This is a genomic window from Mycobacterium sp. HUMS_12744610 (genome assembly GCF_041206865.1).
GTDB classification, from domain to species: domain Bacteria; phylum Actinomycetota; class Actinomycetes; order Mycobacteriales; family Mycobacteriaceae; genus Mycobacterium; species Mycobacterium servetii.
This window is the reverse complement of sequence record NZ_JBGEDP010000001.1, coordinates 4,214,316-4,236,542: the sequence shown is the minus strand read 5'-3', so window position 1 is coordinate 4,236,542 and position 22,227 is coordinate 4,214,316. Positions and strand designations below refer to the sequence as shown.

Genomic DNA, 22,227 nt, shown 5'->3' with positions numbered 1-22,227 from the left:
GCCGTCGGCGCCGACGCCATGAGCTGGGAGATCGTGGTCTGGGCCTCGGTGGCGCCGCCGGTGGTGTGCGGCGGGGCGGGGAACGACGTCGGGTCCGCGGACGAGCCCGCGTAGCCGTACATCGCCGCGGTGTCCCGGGCCCACATCTCGGCGTACTGCGCTTCGGTGGCCGCGATCGCCGGGGTGTTCTGGCCCAGCAGGTTGGTGGCGACCAGCGACGTCAGCTGCGCGCGGTTGGCCACGATCACCGGCGGGGGCACCGTCATGGCGAAGGCGGCCTCATAGGCCCCGGCGGCCGCCTTGGCCTGGGCGGCGGTCCGTGCGACCTGCGCGGCGCTGCTCCCCATCCAGGCGACGTAGGGCGCGGCGGCCGCCGCCACGGCGGCCGATGCCGGCCCACGCCAGGAGCCGGTGGTGATGTCTGCGACCACCGATCCGTAATCGGCCGCGGTACGCGACAATCCTGCGGCCAGGCCGTCCCAGGCGGCTGCCGCGGTCAGCAGGGGGCCGGGCCCCGGTCCGGTGTACATGCGTGCGGAGTTGACTTCCGGTGGAAGCGCTGCGAAATCGATGACCGGGTCCTCCCGTGGGTTGGCTGGCTGGTGGTGTGCGTACGCGGGTCGCGACGGCCCGTGCACACAGAACGACTGGCGCCCAGAATTTTTGGGCATGGTCAAGTATCGACATCCGAAACGATTGCGGCGCAACGGCTATCGATGTGCAGAGCTTCGCCGGACCTGGGTTCGGCGTGGTGGCGATCGCGTCCGGCGCCAGCGAGCGGGCGCAGGACCGGTCATATGGCGTCCCTTCGGTCGGAAGCGATCCCCGCAAGAAGAACCTAACCGGGCGGGGGCTCACAGATGCAATTGATTCGCAACAATAATGCAAATAGTTCGCAACTATGCGCCGGGGTGGGCGTCGCCGCCACGGTGTCAGCCGCGCCGGACGATGAGGGGGATGGCCATCTCGGCGGGGGTGGCCGCGCCGTGAAAACCGATGAGCCGAGCCGTCTCCGGGGGTTCGTGCGCGGTCGCCAATACGGCCAGGTCGCCGGTGCAGGTGACCACGACGTCACCGATGCGGGCCGCGTGGCGCGGGTCGACCGGCCCGAACACCCCGCTGGCCACGGCCTCCTCACGGCTGTGGACCTGCGCGCGGTCACCGAGGATCCCGGCCCAGGCCGCCCGCACGTCGGCGGCGGCACCCGCCTCGGTGTGCAGGTGGCGCACCCGCGGCTCGCCGGCCACCACCCGCACTCCGGCGGCCAGGCGCGGGTCGGCGTCGAGGTCGATGCGGGCATCCGGCCCGACGTTGAGGCCGCCGTGGTCGGCGATCACCAGCAGCACGGCACCGGCGGGCAACTCCTCGACCAGCCGGGTCAGCAGCGCATCGACCCGGGCCGCCGCCCCATGCCAGGCGGGCGAACCGATTCCGGCCACGTGCGCTGCGGTGTCGAGGTCGGCGGTGTAGCCGTAGACGAGGCCCGGCGCCGAGCGCAGCGTGGCGGTCAGCGCCGCGGCGTAGTCGTCGCCGGGAAGGGTCGGGACGAACCGCGCCCCGCGGTAGGCCGCGTCGGTCAGACCGCTGCCCATGAACGCCGCGGGCAGCACGGCGTGTGCGGCGACGCCCGCGCGCTCGAGACGGCCAAACCAGGTCGGCAACGGCTGCCAGGCGGCGTACGGCGGGTCGTCGCGCCAGAGGATGTGGTTGAGCACCCGGTCGGTGCCGGGGACGTTGAGGGTGAAGCCCAGGATGCCGTGTTCGCCGGGACGCGCGCCGGTGCCCAGGGACACCAGGCTGGTCGGCGTCGTCGACGGGAACGTGCACGCCAGCCGGGTGAGCCGCCCGCTCCCACCGGCCAGCACCGAGGAAAGCAGCGGCGCGCCGGCGGCCAGCTCCGGCAGCAGGTGCCAGCCCAGCCCGTCGACCAGCACCACCAGAACGCGATCGACCCGGTCCCCGGCCGCCTCCGCCAGCGCGAGACGGTCGGGCGCACCGGGGACACCCAGCAGCGCGGCCGCGGCGGGCAGCACGTCGCAGAGGGAACCGGTCATGGCGGCCAGGCTAGACCCTTGCGAGCCGCCGGCTGGTCACCTCCAGCTGGCGGGTGGTGGTGCCGGCCAGCGCCCGGACCTGCGCGGGCCGCAGCCGCCCGCACAGCCTGCCCCAGTGCACCGCGACCTCGTCGCCGACCGCCGCGTCGGGCACCGCACTGTACCCGTCGGCCCAGACGTCGAGGGAGAACACCGACGGGTCGGCCAGCGCCAGCGACCGGCCGTCCCACGCCAGCGCGCGGCGCGACACCTCGACGTCGTCCCCGGCGCGGGAAATCACTGTGCCCCAGCTGATGCGGCAGTTGTCGAGCACGCTCAGCGGGTGCTCGCCGCGGCCCAGGAACCGCGTCCACGGATACACGCCGAACACGTGGAAGCAGTGGTTGGGGGCGGCCTCGCGGGTCAGGTCGGTCGTGAGATGCGACCAGTAGCGCCCGGCCTGCGGCCCGATGATGTCCAGCAGCGCGGCGAAGAAGTCGTCGGGGTCCACGCCGGCGCCGACACCGCCGCCGAGCCAATAGGATTCGACGAGCCGGTGATCGAGCGGGTCCGCAATCCCGGTCAGGGCCGACAGGACGCGCAGATAGGGCCACGCCCCGGAGAACCGCGCCGCCGCGGCGCGGACGTCCTCCACCGAGCCGTCGCGCAGGGTGGCGCCCAGCGGGGGCCCGCAGTAGCCCAGCGCGTTGGGGGCGTAGGCGTAGCGGGCGAACATCTCCACGCCGTCGCCGGGGCCGGGCCCATCGATCGTCAAGTGTGCCCCGCGAGCTTGACGGCGTCACGGTGCATGCGCCCGAAGTTGTAGTACGCCGCGCAGGCCCCCTCGGGGGACACCATGCACGTCCCGATCGGCGTCTCCGGGGTGCACGCGGTGCCGAAAACCTTGCATTCCCAAGGCTTGAGGACCCCCTTGAGCACCTCGCCGCACTGGCAGGCCTTGGGATCGGCGACGCGCACGCCGGGCATCGCGAAGCGCAGCTCGGCGTCGAACTCGGCGAAGTCGTCGTGCAACCGCAGCGCGCTCTGCGAGATGAAGCCCAGGCCACGCCATTCGAAGTGCGGGCGCAACGCGAACACTTTGCCCAGCAGCGCCAGCGCCGCCGGATTACCCTGTTCGGGAACGACGCGCTTGTACTGGTTTTCCACCTCGCAGCGGCCCTCGCGGATCTGGGTCAGCAGCATCGCGACCGCGGCCAGGATGTCGAGCGATTCGAAGCCGGCCACCACCAACGGCTTTCGGTAGACCTCCGGGACGAAGCGGTAGGGACGGTTGCCCACGACGGTGGAGACGTGGCCGGGGCCGATGAAGCCCGACAGCCGCAGGTCGGGCGACTCCAGGATCGCCTTGATCGGCGGAACGATCGTGACGTGATTGCAGAACACGCTGAAGTTGCCCACGCCCAGCTCGCGGGCGCGTACCAGCGTGACCGCGGTCGACGGTGCGGTGGTCTCGAAACCGATGGCGAAGAAGACCACCTGCTTGTCCGGGTTGTCGAGCGCGATCTTCAGTGCGTCCAGCGGCGAGTAGACGAAGCGCACGTCGGCGCCTTTGGCCTTGGCGTCCAGCAGGCTGCCGTCGGAGCCGGGAACGCGCATCATGTCGCCGAAGCAGGTGAAGATGACGCCGGGTTGGGAGGCCAGCCACATGGCGTCGTCGATGCGGCCCATCGGGATCACGCACACCGGACAGCCCGGGCCATGCACCAGTTCGACGTTGCCCGGCAGCAGGTGCTCGATGCCGTGCCGGTAGATGGTGTGGGTGTGCCCGCCGCACACCTCCATGAACTTGAACTGGTCGCCGCCGTCGCCGGCCGGGCGCGCCAACTTTTCAGCCAACTTCTCAATGGCGGCGAGCAGCTTGCGGGCCGCCGCCGGGTCGCGGAATTCGTCAACGAATTTCATTGCGCCCCCTCAGGTTATCGCCGACGAGTCGAAGGCTTCCAGCTCGGTGCTGTACGCGTCGCCGAGTTTCTGGATGGCGGCCAGGGTGAGCAGCGCCTCGGTCTCGTCGATCTTGGCCATCGCGAACCCGACGTGCACCAGCACCCAGTCGTCGGGTGCGGGCGGGTCGTCTTCGAGCAGGCGCACGCTGATCGTGCGCTGGACCCCGCTGACGTCGACCTTCGCCAGATAGTTTGCGGCATCGGTGATCTCGACGATCCGGCCCGGAATGCCAAGGCACATCCCATGTTCTCCTCTCAGCAGATTCGCGGCAGCGGGTCCCCGACGAGCATGTCGACGATCCGGGTGCCGCCGAACCCGGTGCGCAGCACCACGCTCTCGCCCGGCTCGGCGATGATCTCCCCGACCTCGGCGGCCTGAGCGCCCAGCGGATGCGACCGCAGGGCGGCCAGCCCGTCGGCCGCCTCCTCGGGGGCGACGACCGCGACGAACTTGCCCTCGTTGGCGACGTAGAGCGGATCGATGCCGAGCAGCTCGCAGGCACCGTTGACCGTGGGCGCCACGGGCAGTCGCTCCTCGTCGAGCAGCACGCCGAGGCCGCAGGCCTGCGCGAGTTCGTTGCACACGGTGCCTACACCGCCGCGGGTCGCATCCCGTAGCCAGCGGGTGGACGGGGCGGCCGCCATGAGCAGCTCCACCAGGGGGCTGAGCGAGGCGGTGTCCGAGGAGATGTCGGCCTCGATGGCCAGGTCGCCCCGTGCCAGCATCACGGCCATGCCGTGATCGCCCATCGACCCCGACAACAGCACCTTGTCACCGGTGCGCACCGACGCCGCCGACAGCGCGCGGCCCGCGGGAACGACGCCGGCCCCGGTGGTGGTGACGAACATGCCGTCGGCGGCGCCCCGGGGCACCACCTTGGTGTCGCCGGTGACGATCTGCACGCCGGCTTCCGCCGCGGCGGAAGCCATGTCGGCGACGATCTCCTTGAGCTCGGCGATCGCGAAGCCCTCTTCGAGGACGAACGCCGCCGAGATCCACGACGGCACCGCGCCGGCCATCGCCAGGTCGTTGCAAGTGCCGTGGACGGCCAGGGCGCCGATCGAGCCGCCGGGAAAGCGCAGCGGCTGCACCACGAACGAGTCGGTGGACATCGCGATCCGCTCGCCGCCGGGCAGGGTGAGGACCGCGCCGTCGCCGAGCGACTCCAGCGCCGGGTTGCGGAACGCCTCCAGGAACACCGCGTCCACGAGTGCCGCCGAGGCCTTGCCGCCCGCCCCGTGCGCCAGGGTCACCTGCTCGTCGCGCAGCCTGGGGCGGCGCCGCCGGAACAACTCGATGCGCTCGATCACCTCGCCCTCGGCGAACCGCGGCCCCGACGAGAGGTACTCGCCCGCCGAATTACTCATGCCGCCCCCACATCCGGGTCGCCGAGCCGCCCGTGGGTGGCCGACCACAGCGAATAGGCGAGCAGCGCCTGGGCCTCCTGGATGCGGTGCACGCTCTGCGAGCGCACGACGAAGCAGCAATCCACATCCGCATTGTCCACGAAGGCCCCGCCGTCGTAGCCGGCGAAACCGACGGTGTAGAGACCGCGCCGCCGGGCCTCGGCCAGCGCGGCGAGCAGGTTCGGCGAATTGCCGCTGGTCGACATCGCGATCGCGATGTCGCCGGCCCTGGCGCGGGCGATCAGCTGGCGGGCGAACACCAGCTCGAACCCGACGTCGTTGCCCAGCGCGGTCAGGATCGCCGGGTCGGCGGTCAGCGACCAGGCCGCAAGGGGCCGTCCGATCGGTGGCCGGGCGAACAACCGCGCCAGCGTCGTGGAGTCGGTGCAGCTGCCGCCGTTGCCGAAGGTGAACATCCGCCCGCCCGCCGCGAATCGGCGGGCCAGCTCGGCGGCGGCGCGGTCCAGCAGCTCCGCGTTGGCGTCCAGCGTGGAGCGCCGCAACGCCAGGCTCTCGGCGGCCTTGGCCTGCGCGGAGGCGGCCAGGTCGGTGAGCAGGGAGGCCGGGTCGTCCGCGGCGCCGTCGATGAACGGGTACAGGAAGTTCGTCGGCTCGTCAGTCATCGCCCTCCTCGTCGAGGCGGCTGATCGCCGTACCGGCGTGCAGCACCACCAGATCCCCGGTGGTCACCGGATCGACGAGCGCCGTCGCCACCGTCTCCACGCCCCGCGCGGTGCGCACCGGCGCCTGCCCGGCCACGGACGCCGCCACCACCTCACCGAGGCGGCCCTCGTCACCGCACGTCACGCAGACCGCGTCGGTGCGCCCGGGTTCGAGCAGGCCCGCGTGCTCGAAACACACGTGCGTCAACTCCCACAGCAAGTGGTAGAACAGCACGAACCCGCCCGTCGCGGGCACGCGCGGGTCGGGGTCGTCGACCCAGAGCACGTGGTCGGCCGCACCGGCCGCGGGCCGTTCGCCGCTGCCGATCCAGAGCGTGGTGGCGCCCCACGCCGGGGCGCGGCGCAGCACCGAACGCACCCGCGCGTCGTCGGCGCCGGACACCGCGACCACGATGTCGCCGGGCCGCACGGAGACGCGCGTGAGGTCGACGATGTCCGGCCCGGTCAGCGCCACCGCGGGCAGCGCCCGTTTGCCCATGATCACCGGGTGCACGAACTCGACCGCGATGTGCAGCGCGTGCGGTTCCCACGACGGCGCGATCGACCACAGGGTGGCGCCGGCGGCGAACCGCCTGGCCAGGCTGAACGCGGCGGCGGCCAGGTCCCGGGCCAGCTCCGCGCCGAGCCCGCGATCGATGGCCGTGGCGGGGTTGGGGGTCACGGCCCGGCCTCCTCGAGCGCGATCAGCGTGGCGACCGCGGCCTGCCCGAGCGCCAGCCCGCCGTCGTTGGGCGGAACGGTGTGGTGGGTCAGCACCTCGAACCCGTTGTGTTGCAGCCGGTCACGGCAGGCGCGCGACAACAGCACGTTCTGGAACACGCCGCCGGTGAGGCCGACGAGCCGGGTCTGCCCGGCCACCCGGGCGACCGCGGTGGCGACCGCGTCGGCGACCGCCCGGTGGAACGACGCGGCGAGCAGCGCGGGCCGGGTGCCGGCGTGCAGCGCCGACACCAGCGTCTGCACCAGGGGGGCGGGATCGATCACCCCGTCGGCCCGCACCGCCGGCCGCAGCGACGGCCCGAGCGCTTCGGTATCAGGGCCGGCGGACTCGGCCAGCGCCTCGAGTTCGATCGCGGCCTGGCCCTCGTAGTCGATCCGGTGCCGCACGCCCAGCAGGGAGGCGACCGCGTCGAAGAGCCGGCCCATGCTCGAGCACGGCACGCATCCCATCCCACTCTCCAATTGCGAACGGAGCAAAGCCAATTCCTGCGCACTCGCCGCCGCGACCGGCGCCAGGTCCGGGGCCCAGTCGAGGTCGGCCGCCCACAACTGGGCCAGCGCCATCCGCCACGGGTTGCGCACCGCGGCGTCGCCGCCGGGCAGCGGCACCGGCAGCAGGTGGGCGGCCCGCACGAAGCGGTGGGTGTCGCGGCCGAGCCGCAGGATCTCGCCGCCCCAGATGGTGTGGTCGCAGCCGTACCCGGTGCCGTCGAACGCCACCCCGATGATCGGTTCGCCGATACGCCCGTGCTCGGCCAGCAGTGACACCACGTGGGCGTGATGGTGCTGGACCAGGTCCAGCGGTCGCTCGCCCGCGTGGCGTTCCGCCCAGGCGCGGGTGTGGTAGCCCGGATGCAGGTCGGCGGCCAGACGGGCCGGGGCGCGGCGTATCTCGCCGAGCTGTTCGACCGCGCGGCCGAACGCGCGCAACGTCTCCCAGGTGCCCATGTCGCCGATGTGCCCGGACAGGTAGGCGCGCGTACCGTCGGTGAGGCAGCAGGTGTTCTTCAGTTCCCCTCCGACGGCCAGCACCGCGGGGCCCTCGCACCCGAGATCCACCGGCAGCGGCGCGTAACCGCGGGAGCGCCGCACGGGCAGCTCCGCTCCGTCGACGATGCGCACCACCGAGTCGTCGCACGGCACGTGGATGGGCCGGTTGTGGTCGAGCAGCGCGTCGCACAGGGCCGGAAGCCGCTGCGCGGCATCGTCGTCGGTGAAGCAGATCGGCTCGTCGGAGCGGTTGGCGCTGGTCAGCACCAGCGTGTCGGGCACGCGCCCGCCGGCCCCGGGGACGGGCGCCAGCAGCAGGTGGTGGATGGGGGAGTAGGGGAGCATCAACCCCAGCAGCGGGCTGGCGGGTGCGACCGCGTCGGCGACCGGCGCGCCGGGCCGGCGCGGGAGCAACACGATCGGCCGGGCCGGGCCCGACAGCACCGCCGCCTCGAGGTCGCCGATCGGGGCGTAGCGGCGCGCGACGTCGAGGTCACGCACCAGCAGCGCGAAAGGCTTGGCGCCGCGGGCTTTCCGGGCACGCAGCGCCGTCACCGCCCCCTGATCGTCGGCGCGGCAGGCCAGGTGGTAACCGCCGATGCCCTTGACGGCCACCACCGCACCGCCGGCCAGCGCGCGTTGCGCGGCGGCCAGCGCGGCGTCCGCGCCGTCCACGCGGCCGCCTTGCGCGGAAAACCACAGCGACGGGCCGCAGTCCGGGCACGCGATGGGCTGTGCGTGAAACCGGCGATCGGCGGGATCGGCGTATTCGCCGGCACACCGCCCGCACATCGGGAACGCCGACATGGTGGTCGCCGGGCGGTCGTAGGGCAGTGTGCGGATGATGGTGAAGCGTGGACCGCAGTTGGTGCACGTGATGAACGGGTGGCGGTGGCGCCGGTCGCCGGGGTCGAACAGCTCGGCGACGCAGTCGTCGCACACCGCGACGTCGGGCGGAATCGGCGTCGTGCCGCCGGCGACCACCTCGCTGGCGGCAATCTGGAACGCGCGCCGGACTCCGACGGCCCCGTCGACGTCGATGTCGACGACGCGAACGGTGCCGATCCGCGCCAGCGGCGGCGCCTCGGCGCGCAGCCGGCGCCCGAACTCCCGCACCCGCGCGGGAGGCCCCTGCACCTCGAGAAAGACCGCGCCCGAGTCGTTGCCGACGAATCCGCTCAGTCCCAGCTCGGTGGCGAGGCGATGGACGAACGGACGGAAGCCGACTCCCTGGACGACGCCGGTCACGGTGACGCGCTGCCGAACCTGACCGGATCGCAGCATCAGGGAGGGTCCGGTCATCTCAGTCGCCCTCCGGATCGCCGCGCCCCATCAGCTCCAGGCCGGCCATCGCCTCGTCGGCCCCGGCGCGGTCGGTCTTCTCGACGACGAAGCCCATGTGGATGATGACCCAGTCGCCGGGGGAGAACGTCTCCTCGGGCAGCATGCCGACGTTGACGCGCCGCTGCTCGCCGACGACGTCGACCAGCGCGAGCTGTCCCGCGTAACCGTCCAGCATCCCGATCACCCGGCCCGGTATCCCCAGACACATGCTCAACACTCCTTCGGCGCCGAGACGGCCACAGAAACCGAAGGGGCCGGACTCTGCAGCGCCGCGACGATGTCCTCGACCGCCCGCGCCGCCCGCGGAACCGCCTCGGCGACGGGTTCGGTCAGGCCGATTCCCTCATCGACGCTACCCGCCTCGCAGCCCACGACGACCGTGTAGGGCGGGCTGCCGCCCAGCGCCCGCAGGCTGGCGAACACCGCTGCCGGCTCCATGCCGTGCGCGTCCACGCCGACCGTTTCGTCCGGCGCCTCGTGGTCGGCCTGGAACACGTGCAGGGTGCCCGGGTTGCCGCGGCTCGGTATCGCATCGACGAGGACCAGCGTGTCCCAGCCGTCGAGCAGGTCGTAGGCCAGATGCATTCCCCGGATGCCGTAGTCGACGACGCGGACGGCCGGATTGTCTTGCGGGAGCTCGGCGTTGCGGACCACTTCCGAGCCGAATCCGTCATCGCCCAGGAAGATGTTGCCGATGCCGGCCACCAGGATGCGCGCTGTCATCACCGCGCCCGGCCGGCTACATCCGCCGCAGCTTGAGGTAGCGGCGGGCATCCGGCAGGGACACCACCCCCATCGCCACCGCGACCGCGACCACCACCGCGATGATGGCCAAAAAGATCCACCCTAGAACTTCCATGTCTGACTCCTCTCCGTGTTCCCGCAGTCGTCCCCCAGCGGCTCGACCTCGTCGGTTGAGAAATACAGGTAACGCCCGTACCAGTCGTGCAGGTCGGCGGCCGGGTCGTCGTCGACGACCACCCCGACATACCGGTTGCCCTCGACGTCCTCGTGCACCGAGGCGACGCGGGCGGTCTTACCGGCGACGAAGATGTCCTGGGCGTCGGCGTTGCGGTTCGGGCGCAACCGCACCCGGCTGCCGCGGGCCACCCGGACCCCGTTCACCAGTACCGCATCGATCTCGGGGCGGACGGCGTTGTCGGCCAGCGGATCCCACCAGTCGACGCCCTCGGGTATCTCGGGCACCAGCCCCGCGTGCGGCCGCGGATCGCGCAGGACACCGTGCAGGCGCGCCATCGCCCCGGGCGAGATGGCATCGCACCGGTCGATGAGCTGCGCGGCCCGCGGATCGGTGGCCCGGGCCTGCGCCTTCTCCTCGTCGGTCATCGTCATCACGCGCAGGGTGAGGATCTCGTCGATCTCGGTGCAGTCGTACAGGGCGGTGCTGCTCTGCTCGGCGACCTCGGGATGGTCGTAGAGGATGATCGGGGAGATCAGCACCACGTCGCGGCTGCCCGGTGCGCCGGCGAGCACGGGGAAGCAGCGATGCCGAGCGCACCGCGACACCGCGCCGGCGGCGTCGGGCGCAGGTTCCAGCAGCGAGACGAACTGCCCGCCGTCGGCTTCGACGATCAGGTGGGTCCCGATCATGGAGCGCGCGATCGCGTCGGCCTTGCCGGTGGCGTCGCGGCCGGTGTTGGCCACGCGCACCGAGACCCGGCGCAGGTGTCCGTCCGGCCGGGCGACCACCGTGAGCTCGCCGCGCACCTCCTCGCGCTGGCGGACCAGCCGCCCGCCGTCCAGCAGTTCGATGTCGGTTGCCGCATCCGCCACCAGCGGAAGGCTCCACGACCGGCCATCCAATGCGATAGGGCCGAAGGACCTCTCGCATTCCACCGCCTCGTCCCAGGAGAGCCACGACCCGGTCGGGGTGGCCAGTTCGGCCACGGGTTCGAAGCCACCGCCGCCGATCTCGCGTTCGGCCCGGCGGTGCTGCAACTGCAGGAACCGAACCACCACGGTGATCGCCCGCCCACCGTCGACCGGGAACTCCGCCCCCATGGCGTCGTCCTCGCCGCAGCCCGCGTCCGCGGCACCGGGTGGCCCCAGAACCCCGAACTGCCAACGCGACTGGTTCTTGCCGGACGTACCGCGATAGGGGTAGAGCAGGTAGCCCTCGTAGAGCACCGCGTCGGCGACCGCACGGGCCCGGGCCCGGCTGGAGGTTTCGGGGGCGCTCACCGTGCGGCCTCCTGCGCGGCGCCCAGCAGCGAGGCGACCGCCCCGTCGAGGTCGAGCAGGCCCCGTGTCGCCTTGTAGCGGGCCAGTGCGGCGACGGTTTCGTGGCGTAGCCGCACCCAGCCGGTGTCGGGGTAGTGCTGGGCGATCAGCGCGCGCCACACCGCGACCGGCATGTCGTAGCGGCACTCGCAGTCCCACGGCACCTGCTGAACCGAGAACCCGCGGTCGGAGTTGACGAAGATCGTTCCGCTGAAGAGGAACTGCAGGGGTACCGCCCCGTCCTGCAGGGCGTGCGCGTATTTGGCGGCCGTCACCTCGAAGTCGTAGGTGCACTCCAGCGGGAGCGTCACCGTCGTGTGCCCGGCGAATCCCGGCACCATCGCCGCGCAATGCTGCCACAGGAACGTGCGCTGCGTGTCGGCCCAGCGCTCGCGGCCGCCGAACAGGTCGAGCAGGCCGGCGGCCTCGTCGTCGGAGTAGGAACGCCGCAGCGGTTCGATGCGCACCTGGCACCGCAGCGCGATGGCGTGCACCGCGCCGGTGTGACCGCCGACGTCGGTGACGCCCACGTGCGCGGTGAGAACCGGTGTGACGCCGTACGGCTCGGGCGCCACGTCGTTAACGGCGAACGCCAGGTCGATCGGCTGCCCGGTCATCGCGGCCTCGCCACGGCACGGGCGGCGAGCCGGGCGAAGAAGTCGTCGATGAACGCACGGGCTTGCTGTCCGCCGTCGAAACCCCGCCACAGCATGCGCAGGCGCCCGACGAATTCGTAGCAGGCGTCGATCGGTACCAGAAAGGTCTGCGGCTCCGCGGCTTCGGGCCCGTCCGCCACCCGGACCAGCAACGCCTCCACGTCGTCGGCCGGCAGCCTCGCCCGCGGGTCCGCGCCCGCGAGCGCGGTCCAGGCGTCCAGGTCGAGTTCGGACTCGCACGCGCCGGCCGGGCCGGGGTAGAAGGCGACGGTGCGCCCGAGTGCGGAGTTGGTGAAGAAGAACGCCACGCCGACCGGGATCTGCAGCGCCTCCCAGGCCCGGCGGTCCAGCGCGAAACCGGGGAAGGCGAGATACCGGTCGGGCACCGCCCGGTAGCGCAGCTCGGCCGCCGTGTCGGTGAACAGCAGGTAGCACGTGCGGCAGACGCACATCAGTTGCCGGGCGGCCACGCTCACGACGTGCTGGTGTTCGTCGCCGATCGGCTCGGCGCACATCTCGCACCGCTCGCCGTCGGGTTCGGGGAGCGGCCGGTTCGCGGTGATGCGGGCCAGCACGTCGTAGGGGCTGGTCATATCCTCGCCTCCATCGGTTCACCCCGCAGCGCCACCGACGGCACACCGTCGCGTCGCAGCACCGGAATCGGCTCCAGGTGGGTGCCGCCGGCGCCGGCGCCGGCGCGCACGGCGTCGTATTCGGTCCGGCAGCGCGGGCATCGCAACAGGGCCAGGTGCAGTCGCGCCCCCGCGAGCGTGTCGTCGCACACCGGGCAGCGGTCCCGGTAGGCGAACAACTCGTCGTCGACCCGGCAGGCCAGCAACGCGGTGCCGTCGATCGCGAAACCCGCGACCTCGCCGGGCTTCAGCTCCGCGAGCTCGGGGATCGGGCGCCAGGCGGTGCGCCCGCCCGAACGCACCTGGGCCAGCAGCGATTCGGCGGGGATCATCCTGGTGGGCTCGGCCGTCACCACCTCGATCGCGCCGACCTCCGGTGCGGCCGCCCGGATCGCGTCCTCCACGGCCAGCTCCAGCGTCACCGCCGACGACGGGCAGCTCTTGCAACTGCCCGTGAAGGCCAGCCGCACGATGTCGCCGTCGATCCCGATCAGGTCGACGTCGCCGCCGTGCGAGCCCAGGTACGGGCGCACCCGATCGAGGGCGTCGCAGACCCGGCGCCGCACGTCGTGCGGGTGCAGGCCGTGCACGAGGAGCAGGCTGGCCACCAGGTCGTCGGTGGCCAGCCGCTCGGCCAACCCGGGGTCGCCGGCCAACCCCAGAATCCGTTCCAGCCCGGCGCCGTAGAGCCCGACCACCTCGCGGACCAGCTGCCGGGCGCGGTCGCGTGCGGCGGCGCCACCCGCCGCGCAGGAATCCAGGAGGGTCTGGATCCGATCGCCCGCTGTGCGCCACTGCGCGTCGTCGTGTGAGAGGTCCGGGCGATCCACCATGCCTCACTCCATCGATGGTGATGACCCGCTGCGCGCGGCTTCGCCGAGCTTGCGATCATCACAGCCGGCGGGCGACTGGGTTGGCGTGTGCAGTCTGTCCAGCGTCTTGCCCTTCCCCAGGTACATGTGCACGCCGCAAGGCAGGCACGGGTCGAAGCTGCGCACCGTGCGCATGACGTCGATGCCCTTGAAGTTCTCCCGGCCGTTCTCCTCGAAGATCGGCTGGCCCTGCACGGCGTCCTCGTAGGGGCCGGGCGTGCCGAAGCTGTCGCGCGGGTTGGCGTTCCACGGCGTCGGCGGATACGGGTGGTAGTTGGCGATCTTGCCGTCGCGAATCACCAGGTGGTGGCTGAGCACCCCGCGCACCGCCTCGGTGAACCCGCAGCCGATCGCCTCGTCGGGCACCTCGAAGCGCTCCCACGTCTTGGTGCGCCCGGCGCGGATCTCGCCCAGCGCCTTCTCGGCGAAGTGCAGCGCGCACGCCGCCGCGTAGGCCTGGAAGTAGGTGCGGGCGCGGTCGCGTTCGATCGTGTTGCTGCCGTACTTGGGAACCTTCCACTCGAACTCGACCGGGCCCTTCAGCGCGGTCTTGGGCAGGTTGATCTTGACGCTGTCGCCGGTCGCCTTGACGTAGCCGATGTCGACCAGCCCGGCCAGCGCGGTCGCCCACAGCCGGGCCAGCGGCCCGCCGCCGGTGTCCAGCGCCAGGTGGTCCGTGCCGTCGAACCAGCGCGGCGACATCACCCAGCTGTACTTGCCGCCGTCCATGTCGCGCTTCTGCGGGTGCGGGTTGGTGTGCTGGTTCCACGGATGGCGCCGGTCGACGGCGTTGCCCAGCGGATCGGTGCGGACGAACATCTCCTGGTCGGTCCAGTCGTCGTAATACGAACTGCCCAAGAGAATCCGGATGCCCAGGTTGATGTCCACCAGGGAGTGGGTGACCAGCTTGCCGTCGACCACCACGCCCGGGGTGACGAACATGGCGTCACCCCAGCGCTCCATGTCCCGGTATGCGAAGTTGCACACCTCGGGGTCCTGGAACGATCCCCAGCAGCCCAGCAGCGTGCGGCGCAGCCCGACCTTCTCGTAACCGGGCAGCGCTTCGTAGAAGAAGTCGAACAGGTCGTCGTGCATCGGCACGACCTTCTTCATGAACTCGACGTAGCGCATCAGCCGCGTCATGTAGTCGGTCATCAGCTGGATGGTCGCCACCGTGCCGACCCCGCCCGGGTACAGCGTGGAGGGGTGCACGTGGCGGCCCTCCATGAGGCAGAACATCTCTCGCGTCCAGCGGCTGACGGCCAGCGCCTCCCGGTAGAACTCGCCGCTGAACGGGTTGAGCGAGCGCATGATGTCGGCGATGGTGCGGTACCCGTGCGCGTCGGCGTGCGGCGCCGGCGTCTTCTCGGCCTGGGCGAGCACGCTCGGGTTGGTCTCGGCGACCATCTTCTCGCAGAAGTCCACGCCGACCAGATTCTCCTGGAAGATGTTGTGGTCGAACATGTATTCCGCGGCCTCGCCGAGGTTGACGATCCACTCGCCCAGATGCGGCGGCTTGACGCCGTAGGCCATGTTCTGCGCGTAGCACGAACACGTCGCGTGGTTGTCGCCGCAGATGCCGCAGATGCGGCTGGTGATGAAGTGGGCGTCGCGCGGGTCCTTGCCCTTCATGAAGATCGAGTAGCCGCGGAAGATCGACGACGTGCTGTGGCACTCGACGACCTCTTTGTTCTCGAAGTCGATCTTCGTGTAGATGCCGAGGCTGCCGACGATCCGGGTGATCGGGTCCCAGGCCATCTCGACGAGTTGCCCGGGCTCGCGCCGGCTGGTGGTCGGTTCGGGGACGATAGTTGTCATCGATCTCTCCGTCTGCGGTGGGAATTCCGCGGTGAGAATGGAGTGCCCGGCCTACCAGGTGCGGCGCGCTCCGGTGGTGAGTTGGTTGCCGTTGTGCCGCCAGCGCGGCTCTTTGTCGACGGTGCGGGCCGTGATACCCCTCAAATTGCGAATCACGGTCCCGTACAGACCCACCGCCGCGCTCGATATCTTGCCGCCCGGCGGCTCGTCCATGAACGGCATGAACTTGTCCGGGAAGCCGGGCATGGTGCACCCGATGCAGATGCCGCCGACGTTCGGGCAACCCCCGACGCCGTTGATCCAGCCGCGCTTGGGCACGTTGCATTTGACAACCGGCCCCCAACAGCCAAGCTTGACAATGCATTTCGGTGAGCCGTATTCGGTGGCGAAGTCGCCCTGCTCGTAGTAGCCGGCGCGGTCGCACCCCTCGTGCACGGTCTTGCCGAACAGCCACTGCGGGCGCAGCGCGTCGTCGAGCGGGATCATCGGCGCCTGACCGGTCGCCATGTAGAGCAGGTAGGTCAGCGTCTCGGACAGGTTGTCCGGATGGATCGGGCAGCCGGGGACGCAGACGATCGGGATGTCGGCCTTGCTCTTCCAGTCCCAGCCGAGATAGTCCGGCACTCCCATCGCCCCGGTCGGATTGCCGGCCATCGCGTGGATGCCGCCGTAGGTCGCGCACGTCCCGACGGCGACGATCGCGGTGGCCTTGGGCGCCAGCCGGTCGAGCCACTCGCTGGTGGTCATCGGCTGACCGGTGGCCGGGTCGTTGCCGAACCCGCACCAGTACCCCTCGTCCTTGATCTTCTCGTTGGGAATCGAGCCCTCGACCACCAACACGAAGGGTTCGAGCTCGCCGCGCTCGGCCTTGAAGAACCAGGCGAGGAAGTCGTCGGCTCCTCCGCTGGGGCCGCATTCGAAATCGATCAACGGCCAGTGCACGGCGACCTTCGGGAGGCCCGGGAGCGCGCCGAGGGCGATCTCCTCGACGCTGGGCTGGGTGGCGGCAGTCAACGCCACCGAATCGCCGTCACAACTGAGCCCTGCATTGATCCAGAGAACGTGGATCAGCGTTTCTTCTGCTTTGACTGCCGCTTCTGCTGGCATGCTGCAGCTTTCCGGGGCGGGCCAGGGCCCCTACGCCGCCGGAGTCGACCGTCGGCCCACTTGCGCGGCGCTGGTTCTGGGTCTACTCCCGCAGGTAGGCGTTGTCAACGGTTACCCGGGCCCGGATAAGTGGACGCATGTCGCATAGCCGCTCAGTTAGGTGGAATACTGTGGCGGGCAGCATGTTCCGCATCCTGGCGAGCGCTGCGCATCGCCGCAGCCGGCGATCGCCGGGGACTTTCGGCATCGGGTGCCGATAGCCGGGCCACCGCGCGCAGGCCGCGGCCGCAAAGCCGGTGCGCTCAGGCCGGCGACGTGCCGGCGAACCGCCGCAGCCAGCCGAACCAGGCGTCCAGGCCGGCGCCGGTGCGGGCGCTGACGGGCAGGATCGGTGCCGTCGCGTTGACCTGACGAACATGGTGCACATAGGTGTCGACGTCGACGTCCAGGTGGGGCACCAGGTCAATCTTGTTGAGCAGCACCACATCCACCGAGCGAAACATCACCGGGTATTTCAGCGGCTTGTCCTCGCCCTCGGTCACCGAGTAGACCATGGCCTTGGCGTGCTCGCCGACGTCGAACTCGGCCGGGCAGACCAGGTTGCCGACGTTCTCGATGATCACCAGGTCCAGGCGGGACAGGTCGAGGCCCGGCAGTGCGCGACCGACCATGGGCGCGTCGAGATGGCATTCGCCGCCAAAGCCGTTGCTGGTGTTCAGCAGTGACACCTGGGCGCCGCGGCCGCTGAGCTTGGCGGCATCCAGGTCGGTGGCGATGTCGCCCTCGATCACCCCGATCGCGATCTCTTCGGCCAGCTCGTCCAGTGTGGCCTGCAGGATGGTCGTCTTGCCCGATCCCGGCGAGCTCATCAGGTTGAGGGTGCGGATCCCGTTGCTCTCGAACGCCGCCCTGTTGGCCGCCGCGAACACGTCGTTCTCGGCGAAGATCGACTCCAGCACGTCGACGCGCTGCCGTCCCGTCCCGTAGTGGCTGTGATCGCCGTGCTCGTGGGCGTGCACGGTGCCGTCGTCGTGCCGGTGAAATCTACCCATCACCAGATCCGTTCATTCCGAATGCCTTTCACCAGAGGTGCCCCTCACGAGACGTCCAGCGACGTCACCAGGAATTCGTTGCCGCGTAACACCTCGACGTCGGGGCTGTCGCACCGCGGGCACCAGATCGACCACGACGACGTGATCTTCGACCGCTCGCCGCACGCACGGCAGTGCACCTCGGCGGCGACGCATTCGAGCTCGAGCTCGGCGTCCGGCATGTCCTCGGCGTCGCGGACGAGGGTCCAGCAGAACGACAGCGATTCCGGCACCACCTGGCGAAGGGCCCCGATCCGCACCCGCACCACCTCGACGTGGCGGCCGCCGGCGTGCGTCTTGGCCACACCGGCGATCGCCTCGCAGAGCGCGAGCTCATGCACCGCGGATCACCGCTGCCCGCGCGCGGCCGAGGAGCACATGGCACCGTTCTACACCCCAACCACGGTTCTGCGGGAGGGTCGCAGGACACGCTTCAAGGCGTGCTCTCGGCCCCCGCGGTGGTGGTGTCCCACCTCTCCTCGATGCGGCCGTAGCGCCAGACGAGCAGGGCGACGGCCCAGGTGAGAACGAACATGCCGACCACGAAGTAGCCGACCGCGTTGAGGTCCAGCCCGCCGATCCACTCCCAGAACGGCCCCCGCCAGCCGAACTGGCCGGCGAACAGTCCCAGCAGTTCCACGCTGCCGATGAGTAGGGCCACGGCCACCGACAGCGCGGTGATGATGATGTTGTAGTAGATCTTGCGCACCGGGCTGGAAAAGGCCCAGCCGTAGGCGAAGTTCATGAACGACCCGTCGACGGTGTCCAGCAGGCACATGCCGGCGGCGAACAGCACGGGCAGGCACAGGATGGCGTACCACGGCAGGCCGGAGGCGGCGCTCGAACTCGCGAGCACCAGCAGCGCGATCTCCGTGGCGGTGTCGAACCCGAGCCCGAACAGCAACCCGACCGGGTAGGCGTGCCAGGACTTGGTGATCGACTTGGTGAACCGGCCGAGCAACCGGTTGACCAGCCCCCGGTTGTCCAGGTGCTGTTCCAGTTTGGCCTCGTCGTAGTGGCCGCGGCGCAGCCGGGCGAACACCCGCAGGATGCCGGCGAGGATGACGATGTTGACGATGGCGATCAGGTACAGGAACGCACCGGAGACGCTCGTCCCGATCAGGCCGGTGTAGTGGTGCAGGGCCGAGGAGTCGTTCTCGACGGGCCCCACGAGGGTTTTGATCCCGCAGGTCAGCAGCACCGCCAGCGCGAAGACCACCGTGGAGTGGCCCAGCGAGAAGAAGAAACCGACCGCGAGGGGACGCTGCCCGTCGTTCATCAGCTTGCGGGTGGTGTTGTCGATCGCGGCAATGTGATCGGCGTCGAAGGCATGCCGCATGCCCAGGGTGTAGGCCGTGATGCCGATGCCGACGCCGAAGGCCTTGCCGCCCACGCTGAGCTGGGCGGGCTCGACCAGCAGCACCAGGGTCAGCCAGCCGATCAGGTGCAGTGCGACGATGAGCGCCGACATCGCTGCGAGCCGCGACCACTCCGCCGGTGTCAGGGCGCTGCGAAGCCTGGTCTTCCATGAGGGCCGCCAGTCGAGCTGAGCACTGGCCACTGGAATCCTTCCGGCATCGGGCGGACAACAACCGGCCCGACTGTAAGCAGCATGCACGCCTAGATGCAAGTCGCTTGCAGGAGCTGCGGCGCCGCGCCGCGACGAAGACTGGCGGTCCCGGGCGTCGGGAGCAACACTGGACGGGTGAGTTGTAAGCAGTCCGTTCTGGACCCCGCCGTCACCGAGCGAATCGGTGAGTTCCTGCGGGCGCGCGGGCTGCGGCGGATGGCGTCGCGGATCCAGGTGCTGGCGGTGCTCGAGCCGGTCGACGGGCACCTGCCGGTCGCCGACATCCACAAGCGGGTACGCGAATGTCTGCCGCCCGGCACGCAGGCGCCCGACGTGGCGACCATCTACCGCACGGTGACCACCCTGGTCGACCAGGGTGTGCTGCATGCGTTGACGCTGGACAGCGGCGTCACGACCTACGGGCTGGCCACCGCCCCCCATCACCACGCGGTCTGCACCCAGTGCGGCTCGATCATCGAGGTTCCGGCCCGGCAGCTCAGTTCCGCGCTCGAGCAGGCGATGGCGGGCAGCTCGTTCGCGCTCTCCGAGCGGGCCGGCCTGACCCTGCGCGGCCTGTGCCCGCGGTGCCAGGCCGCCGCCGAGCCCGGTCCGCGGCCGCGCGGACGCTCGCGGCGCTGACCGTCTAGTAGAGGTTCAGCAGGGCGTTCTCGACCACCTCCGGTAGCGCCGGATGGATCCAGTACTGGCCTCGGGCCATCTGCGGTGCCCTCAGCCCGAAGCTCATCGCCTGGATCAGCGGCTGGATGATCGACGACGCCTGATGGCCCATGATGTGCGCGCCGAGCAGGTGTCCGGTGGAGCGGTCGGCGATCAACTTGACGATGCCGGTGGTGTCTTCCATCGCCCAGCCGTACGCCACGTCCCCGTAGTCCTGGATCGCGACCGCGACGTCGAATCCGGCTGCGACGGCCTGGTTCTCGGTCAGGCCGACCGTCGCCAGCTGGGGGTCGGTGAACACCGCCGCCGGGACGTGGCGGTGGTCGGTCGCCACCATCGACCCGGTGTCGTCCCAGTCGCAGAGCAGGTTGTCCCGCACGACACGGGCCTCGTGGTTGGCGACGTGCTTGAGCTGATACGGCGACGACACGTCGCCCAGGGCGAAAACGTTGCGCGCCGAGGTGCGTTGATACCGGTCGACGACCACGCGCCCGCATTCGACGTCGACCCCCGCCCGGGCGGCGTCGAGGAGGTCGCCGTTGGGCACCCGGCCGGTCGCGACCAGCAACAGGTCGGCGGCCAGCGTCGACCCGTCGTCGAGCCGCAGCTCGACGACCGCGCCGCGGTTGGTGCCGCCCACGACATTGCGGTGGGTGCGCAGGTCCCATTTGGCGGCCGCGATGCGGGTGAACCGCTCGCAGATGGTGTCGTCGCAGTGCCGCAGCAGGCAGCCGCCGCGGGCCACGATCGTGACCCGCACGCCCAGGGCGGAGAAAACGTGCGCGAATTCTGCTGCCACGAAGCCACTTCCGAGGATCACCAGGTGGCCGGGCAGCTCGGGGATCCGCATGACGGTGTCGCTGGTGTGGTAGTCGAGGCCGGACGCCGAGATCGCCGGCGGAACCACCGGCCGCGACCCCGCCGCGATCACCACCTGGTCGGCGGCGAACTCGTCGGTCCCGGCGCGCAGCAGGTACCGGCCGTCGGATTGCGCGGGCCCGAACCGGGTGTGCTCGCGGTACACGTCGATGTTGGCTGCGCTGCGCCGGTACTGCTCGCCGCCGACCGCGATGGGATCGATGCGGCCGAAGATGCGGGAGACGACGTCCGCCCAGCGCACCCCGTCCAGGTGCGCGTCGACGCCGTAGCGCGCCGCGCCGCGGATCGTCTGGGCGACGTCGGCGGCGTAGACGTACATCTTCGTCGGGATGCACCCGACGTTGAGGCAGGTGCCACCGAAGGTGCCCTGCTCGCAGATCGCCACCCGCTTACCCGCGTAGCGATCGTCGAGAATGCTGTTGCCCGAACCGGTTCCGATGATCGCGAGGTCGTAGTTCTCCATCGGGGCCGCTCACCTGCCTTCCTGCGACGCCGCGGCGTCGATGTTTTCGGCGCGCAGGTGGTCGTCCAGCCAGCGGTCGAGCCGGCGGTAGGCCTCCCGGCGCGGTTGCTCCAGGGACAGGAACACGTCGTGTTTGGCGTCGGCGACCGGTACGACGGTGGTGTGGTTCCCGATGCAGCCGGCCCACCGGGCGATCTGGGTGACGTCGAGCACCGCGTCCCCGCAATGCATCGCCGCCGGGTCGTTGCATTCGGCCACGCTGTAATCCGACCGCAGGATCAGGTTGGGCACGCCGACGTCGAGCCCGCGGTGCAGCCGCGCCTGGCCGCGCCGCACGGCGTGCAGCCAGCCGAACGTGATCGGGAAGCCGCCCACGGGTTTCCACGTCAGGTCGTAGTCGAATTCGCCGTGGTAGTCGCGGTGCAGGGTGGTGCCGTAACCGCCCTGGGCGGGCGGCCGGGCCACCCCCTTGGACCGCACCCGCGACAGCCCCGCGATCACCGCCGAGGACACCGGGTGGCGCAGGACGGCCGGGCCGTGCAGGTCCAGAAACGGGCTGTTGAGCACCAGGCCGCCGATGCCGGCGTGCGCCGCCGCGTCGCGCCGCCGCAGCCGGTCCAGCCACAGCGACGCGATCAGCCCGCCGGCGGAGTGGGCGTACACCAGCACCTTCCCGGGCTGGGCCCGCTCCCGGATCGCGGCCAGGGCGTGGCCGAGTTCGAGGTCGTAGCGGTCCAGGTCGGTGACGAAGTGCGGCGTCTGGCCGTCGCGCCGCGATCGGCCGCACTTGCGCAGGTCCAGCGCATAGAAGGCGAAACCGCGGGCGGCGAAGTGATCCGCCAGCGCGGTGTGGAAGAAGTAGTCGGTGTAGCCGTGCACCGCCAGGACCGCGTGGCCGACGTCCCCGTCCGGTGGCCCGCCACGCCGGACCAGCGTGGCGACGATCTCGCCTTCGCCGTCGGGATCGGGACCCAGCGGCAGGGTGCGCTGCCAGTAGCCGGGCAGGACGTCGGGCATCCAGCCAGTCACCCGGCCAGCTTAAGGTGCGGTCACGGCCGGTGGCCGCAGGGAGGCGCACG

General features: G+C 70.9%; 23 protein-coding genes and 1 pseudogene. 1 reads left to right on the top strand and 23 read right to left on the bottom strand.

Annotated elements, in window-relative coordinates; translation table 11 throughout:
* Positions 1 to 5: 5 nt before the first annotated feature.
* From AB8998_RS20330 to nicT, 21 genes and pseudogenes are all read right to left on the bottom strand, one after another.
* A pseudogene (locus AB8998_RS20330) lies at positions 6 to 530 on the bottom strand (PPE family protein); the annotation flags it as partial.
* A gap of 402 nt (positions 531 to 932) precedes the next feature.
* Positions 933 to 2,054 carry an alkaline phosphatase family protein gene (locus AB8998_RS20325; protein WP_369739499.1) on the bottom strand — a complete coding sequence of 374 codons (1,122 nt, stop codon included), beginning with the start codon at positions 2,052 to 2,054 and terminating at the stop codon, positions 933 to 935.
* 10 nt (positions 2,055 to 2,064) lie between these two features.
* Positions 2,065 to 2,769, bottom strand: a complete 705-nt coding sequence (locus tag AB8998_RS20320) for a DUF6390 family protein (protein ID WP_369741674.1) — start codon at positions 2,767 to 2,769, stop codon at positions 2,065 to 2,067.
* A 35-nt stretch (positions 2,770 to 2,804) separates the two neighbouring features.
* The gene (gene hypD, locus AB8998_RS20315; protein WP_369739498.1) at positions 2,805 to 3,956 is read right to left on the bottom strand and encodes a hydrogenase formation protein HypD; all 1,152 of its coding nucleotides are present in this window, start codon (positions 3,954 to 3,956) and stop codon (positions 2,805 to 2,807) included.
* Between the two features lie 9 nt (positions 3,957 to 3,965).
* Entirely contained in the window at positions 3,966 to 4,238 is a 273-nt protein-coding gene (locus AB8998_RS20310; RefSeq protein ID WP_369739497.1) for a HypC/HybG/HupF family hydrogenase formation chaperone, read from the bottom strand.
* Positions 4,239 to 4,252: 14 nt separating this feature from the next.
* The gene (gene hypE, locus AB8998_RS20305) at positions 4,253 to 5,365 is read right to left on the bottom strand and encodes a hydrogenase expression/formation protein HypE (RefSeq protein ID WP_369739496.1); all 1,113 of its coding nucleotides are present in this window, start codon (positions 5,363 to 5,365) and stop codon (positions 4,253 to 4,255) included.
* Positions 5,362 to 6,027, bottom strand: a complete 666-nt coding sequence (locus AB8998_RS20300; protein ID WP_369739495.1) for a D-sedoheptulose-7-phosphate isomerase — start codon at positions 6,025 to 6,027, stop codon at positions 5,362 to 5,364. The genes hypE and AB8998_RS20300 overlap by 4 nt, the downstream gene beginning before the upstream one ends.
* A complete protein-coding gene (locus AB8998_RS20295; protein WP_369739494.1) occupies positions 6,020 to 6,748 on the bottom strand; it encodes a HypC/HybG/HupF family hydrogenase formation chaperone in 729 nt (242 codons plus the stop codon). Before AB8998_RS20295 ends, AB8998_RS20300 begins: the two co-directional genes overlap by 8 nt.
* On the bottom strand, positions 6,745 to 9,099 hold the full coding sequence (hypF, locus tag AB8998_RS20290; RefSeq protein WP_369739493.1) for a carbamoyltransferase HypF: 2,355 nt from the start codon (positions 9,097 to 9,099) through the stop codon (positions 6,745 to 6,747). The genes AB8998_RS20295 and hypF overlap by 4 nt, the downstream gene beginning before the upstream one ends.
* A gap of 1 nt (position 9,100) precedes the next feature.
* Positions 9,101 to 9,349: a HypC/HybG/HupF family hydrogenase formation chaperone gene (locus AB8998_RS20285; protein ID WP_369739492.1), complete on the bottom strand. Its 249-nt coding sequence runs from the start codon at positions 9,347 to 9,349 to the stop codon at positions 9,101 to 9,103.
* Between the two features lie 2 nt (positions 9,350 to 9,351).
* The gene (locus tag AB8998_RS20280; RefSeq protein WP_369739491.1) at positions 9,352 to 9,864 is read right to left on the bottom strand and encodes a hydrogenase maturation protease; all 513 of its coding nucleotides are present in this window, start codon (positions 9,862 to 9,864) and stop codon (positions 9,352 to 9,354) included.
* Positions 9,865 to 9,880: 16 nt separating this feature from the next.
* Complete coding sequence (locus tag AB8998_RS31615) at positions 9,881 to 10,000, bottom strand: DUF6893 family small protein (protein WP_407687427.1); 120 nt, start codon at positions 9,998 to 10,000, stop codon at positions 9,881 to 9,883.
* Positions 9,988 to 11,343 carry a hypothetical protein gene (locus tag AB8998_RS20275; RefSeq protein ID WP_369739490.1) on the bottom strand — a complete coding sequence of 452 codons (1,356 nt, stop codon included), beginning with the start codon at positions 11,341 to 11,343 and terminating at the stop codon, positions 9,988 to 9,990. Before AB8998_RS20275 ends, AB8998_RS31615 begins: the two co-directional genes overlap by 13 nt.
* Positions 11,340 to 11,999 (bottom strand): DUF6084 family protein, encoded by a 660-nt coding sequence (locus AB8998_RS20270; RefSeq protein WP_369739489.1) that lies wholly within the window; start codon positions 11,997 to 11,999, stop codon positions 11,340 to 11,342. The genes AB8998_RS20275 and AB8998_RS20270 overlap by 4 nt, the downstream gene beginning before the upstream one ends.
* Entirely contained in the window at positions 11,996 to 12,631 is a 636-nt protein-coding gene (locus AB8998_RS20265) for a DUF5947 family protein (RefSeq protein WP_369739488.1), read from the bottom strand. The genes AB8998_RS20270 and AB8998_RS20265 overlap by 4 nt, the downstream gene beginning before the upstream one ends.
* Complete coding sequence (locus AB8998_RS20260; protein WP_369739487.1) at positions 12,628 to 13,503, bottom strand: NifU family protein; 876 nt, start codon at positions 13,501 to 13,503, stop codon at positions 12,628 to 12,630. Before AB8998_RS20260 ends, AB8998_RS20265 begins: the two co-directional genes overlap by 4 nt.
* Positions 13,504 to 13,506: 3 nt before the next feature.
* A complete protein-coding gene (locus tag AB8998_RS20255) occupies positions 13,507 to 15,360 on the bottom strand; it encodes a nickel-dependent hydrogenase large subunit (protein WP_369739486.1) in 1,854 nt (617 codons plus the stop codon).
* Positions 15,361 to 15,411: 51 nt separating this feature from the next.
* A complete protein-coding gene (locus tag AB8998_RS20250) occupies positions 15,412 to 16,467 on the bottom strand; it encodes an NADH-quinone oxidoreductase subunit B family protein (protein WP_369739485.1) in 1,056 nt (351 codons plus the stop codon).
* A gap of 302 nt (positions 16,468 to 16,769) precedes the next feature.
* Positions 16,770 to 17,519, bottom strand: a complete 750-nt coding sequence (gene hypB / locus AB8998_RS20245) for a hydrogenase nickel incorporation protein HypB (RefSeq protein ID WP_369739484.1) — start codon at positions 17,517 to 17,519, stop codon at positions 16,770 to 16,772.
* Between the two features lie 44 nt (positions 17,520 to 17,563).
* Positions 17,564 to 17,899, bottom strand: coding sequence for a hydrogenase maturation nickel metallochaperone HypA (locus tag AB8998_RS20240; protein ID WP_369739483.1), 336 nt, complete (start codon positions 17,897 to 17,899; stop codon positions 17,564 to 17,566).
* 92 nt (positions 17,900 to 17,991) lie between these two features.
* On the bottom strand, positions 17,992 to 19,119 hold the full coding sequence (gene nicT / locus AB8998_RS20235; protein ID WP_369739482.1) for a Nickel transporter NicT: 1,128 nt from the start codon (positions 19,117 to 19,119) through the stop codon (positions 17,992 to 17,994).
* A 144-nt stretch (positions 19,120 to 19,263) separates the two neighbouring features.
* Here nicT and AB8998_RS20230 point away from each other — a divergent pair, with 144 nt between their 5' ends.
* Positions 19,264 to 19,767: a Fur family transcriptional regulator gene (locus tag AB8998_RS20230; RefSeq protein WP_369739481.1), complete on the top strand. Its 504-nt coding sequence runs from the start codon at positions 19,264 to 19,266 to the stop codon at positions 19,765 to 19,767.
* Positions 19,768 to 19,771: 4 nt separating this feature from the next.
* Here the strand turns inward: AB8998_RS20230 and mtr are convergent, their stop codons facing one another.
* Complete coding sequence (gene mtr / locus AB8998_RS20225) at positions 19,772 to 21,148, bottom strand: mycothione reductase (protein ID WP_369739480.1); 1,377 nt, start codon at positions 21,146 to 21,148, stop codon at positions 19,772 to 19,774.
* A 9-nt stretch (positions 21,149 to 21,157) separates the two neighbouring features.
* Positions 21,158 to 22,165: an alpha/beta hydrolase gene (locus tag AB8998_RS20220; RefSeq protein WP_369741673.1), complete on the bottom strand. Its 1,008-nt coding sequence runs from the start codon at positions 22,163 to 22,165 to the stop codon at positions 21,158 to 21,160.
* Between the last annotated feature and the right edge of the window lie 62 nt (positions 22,166 to 22,227).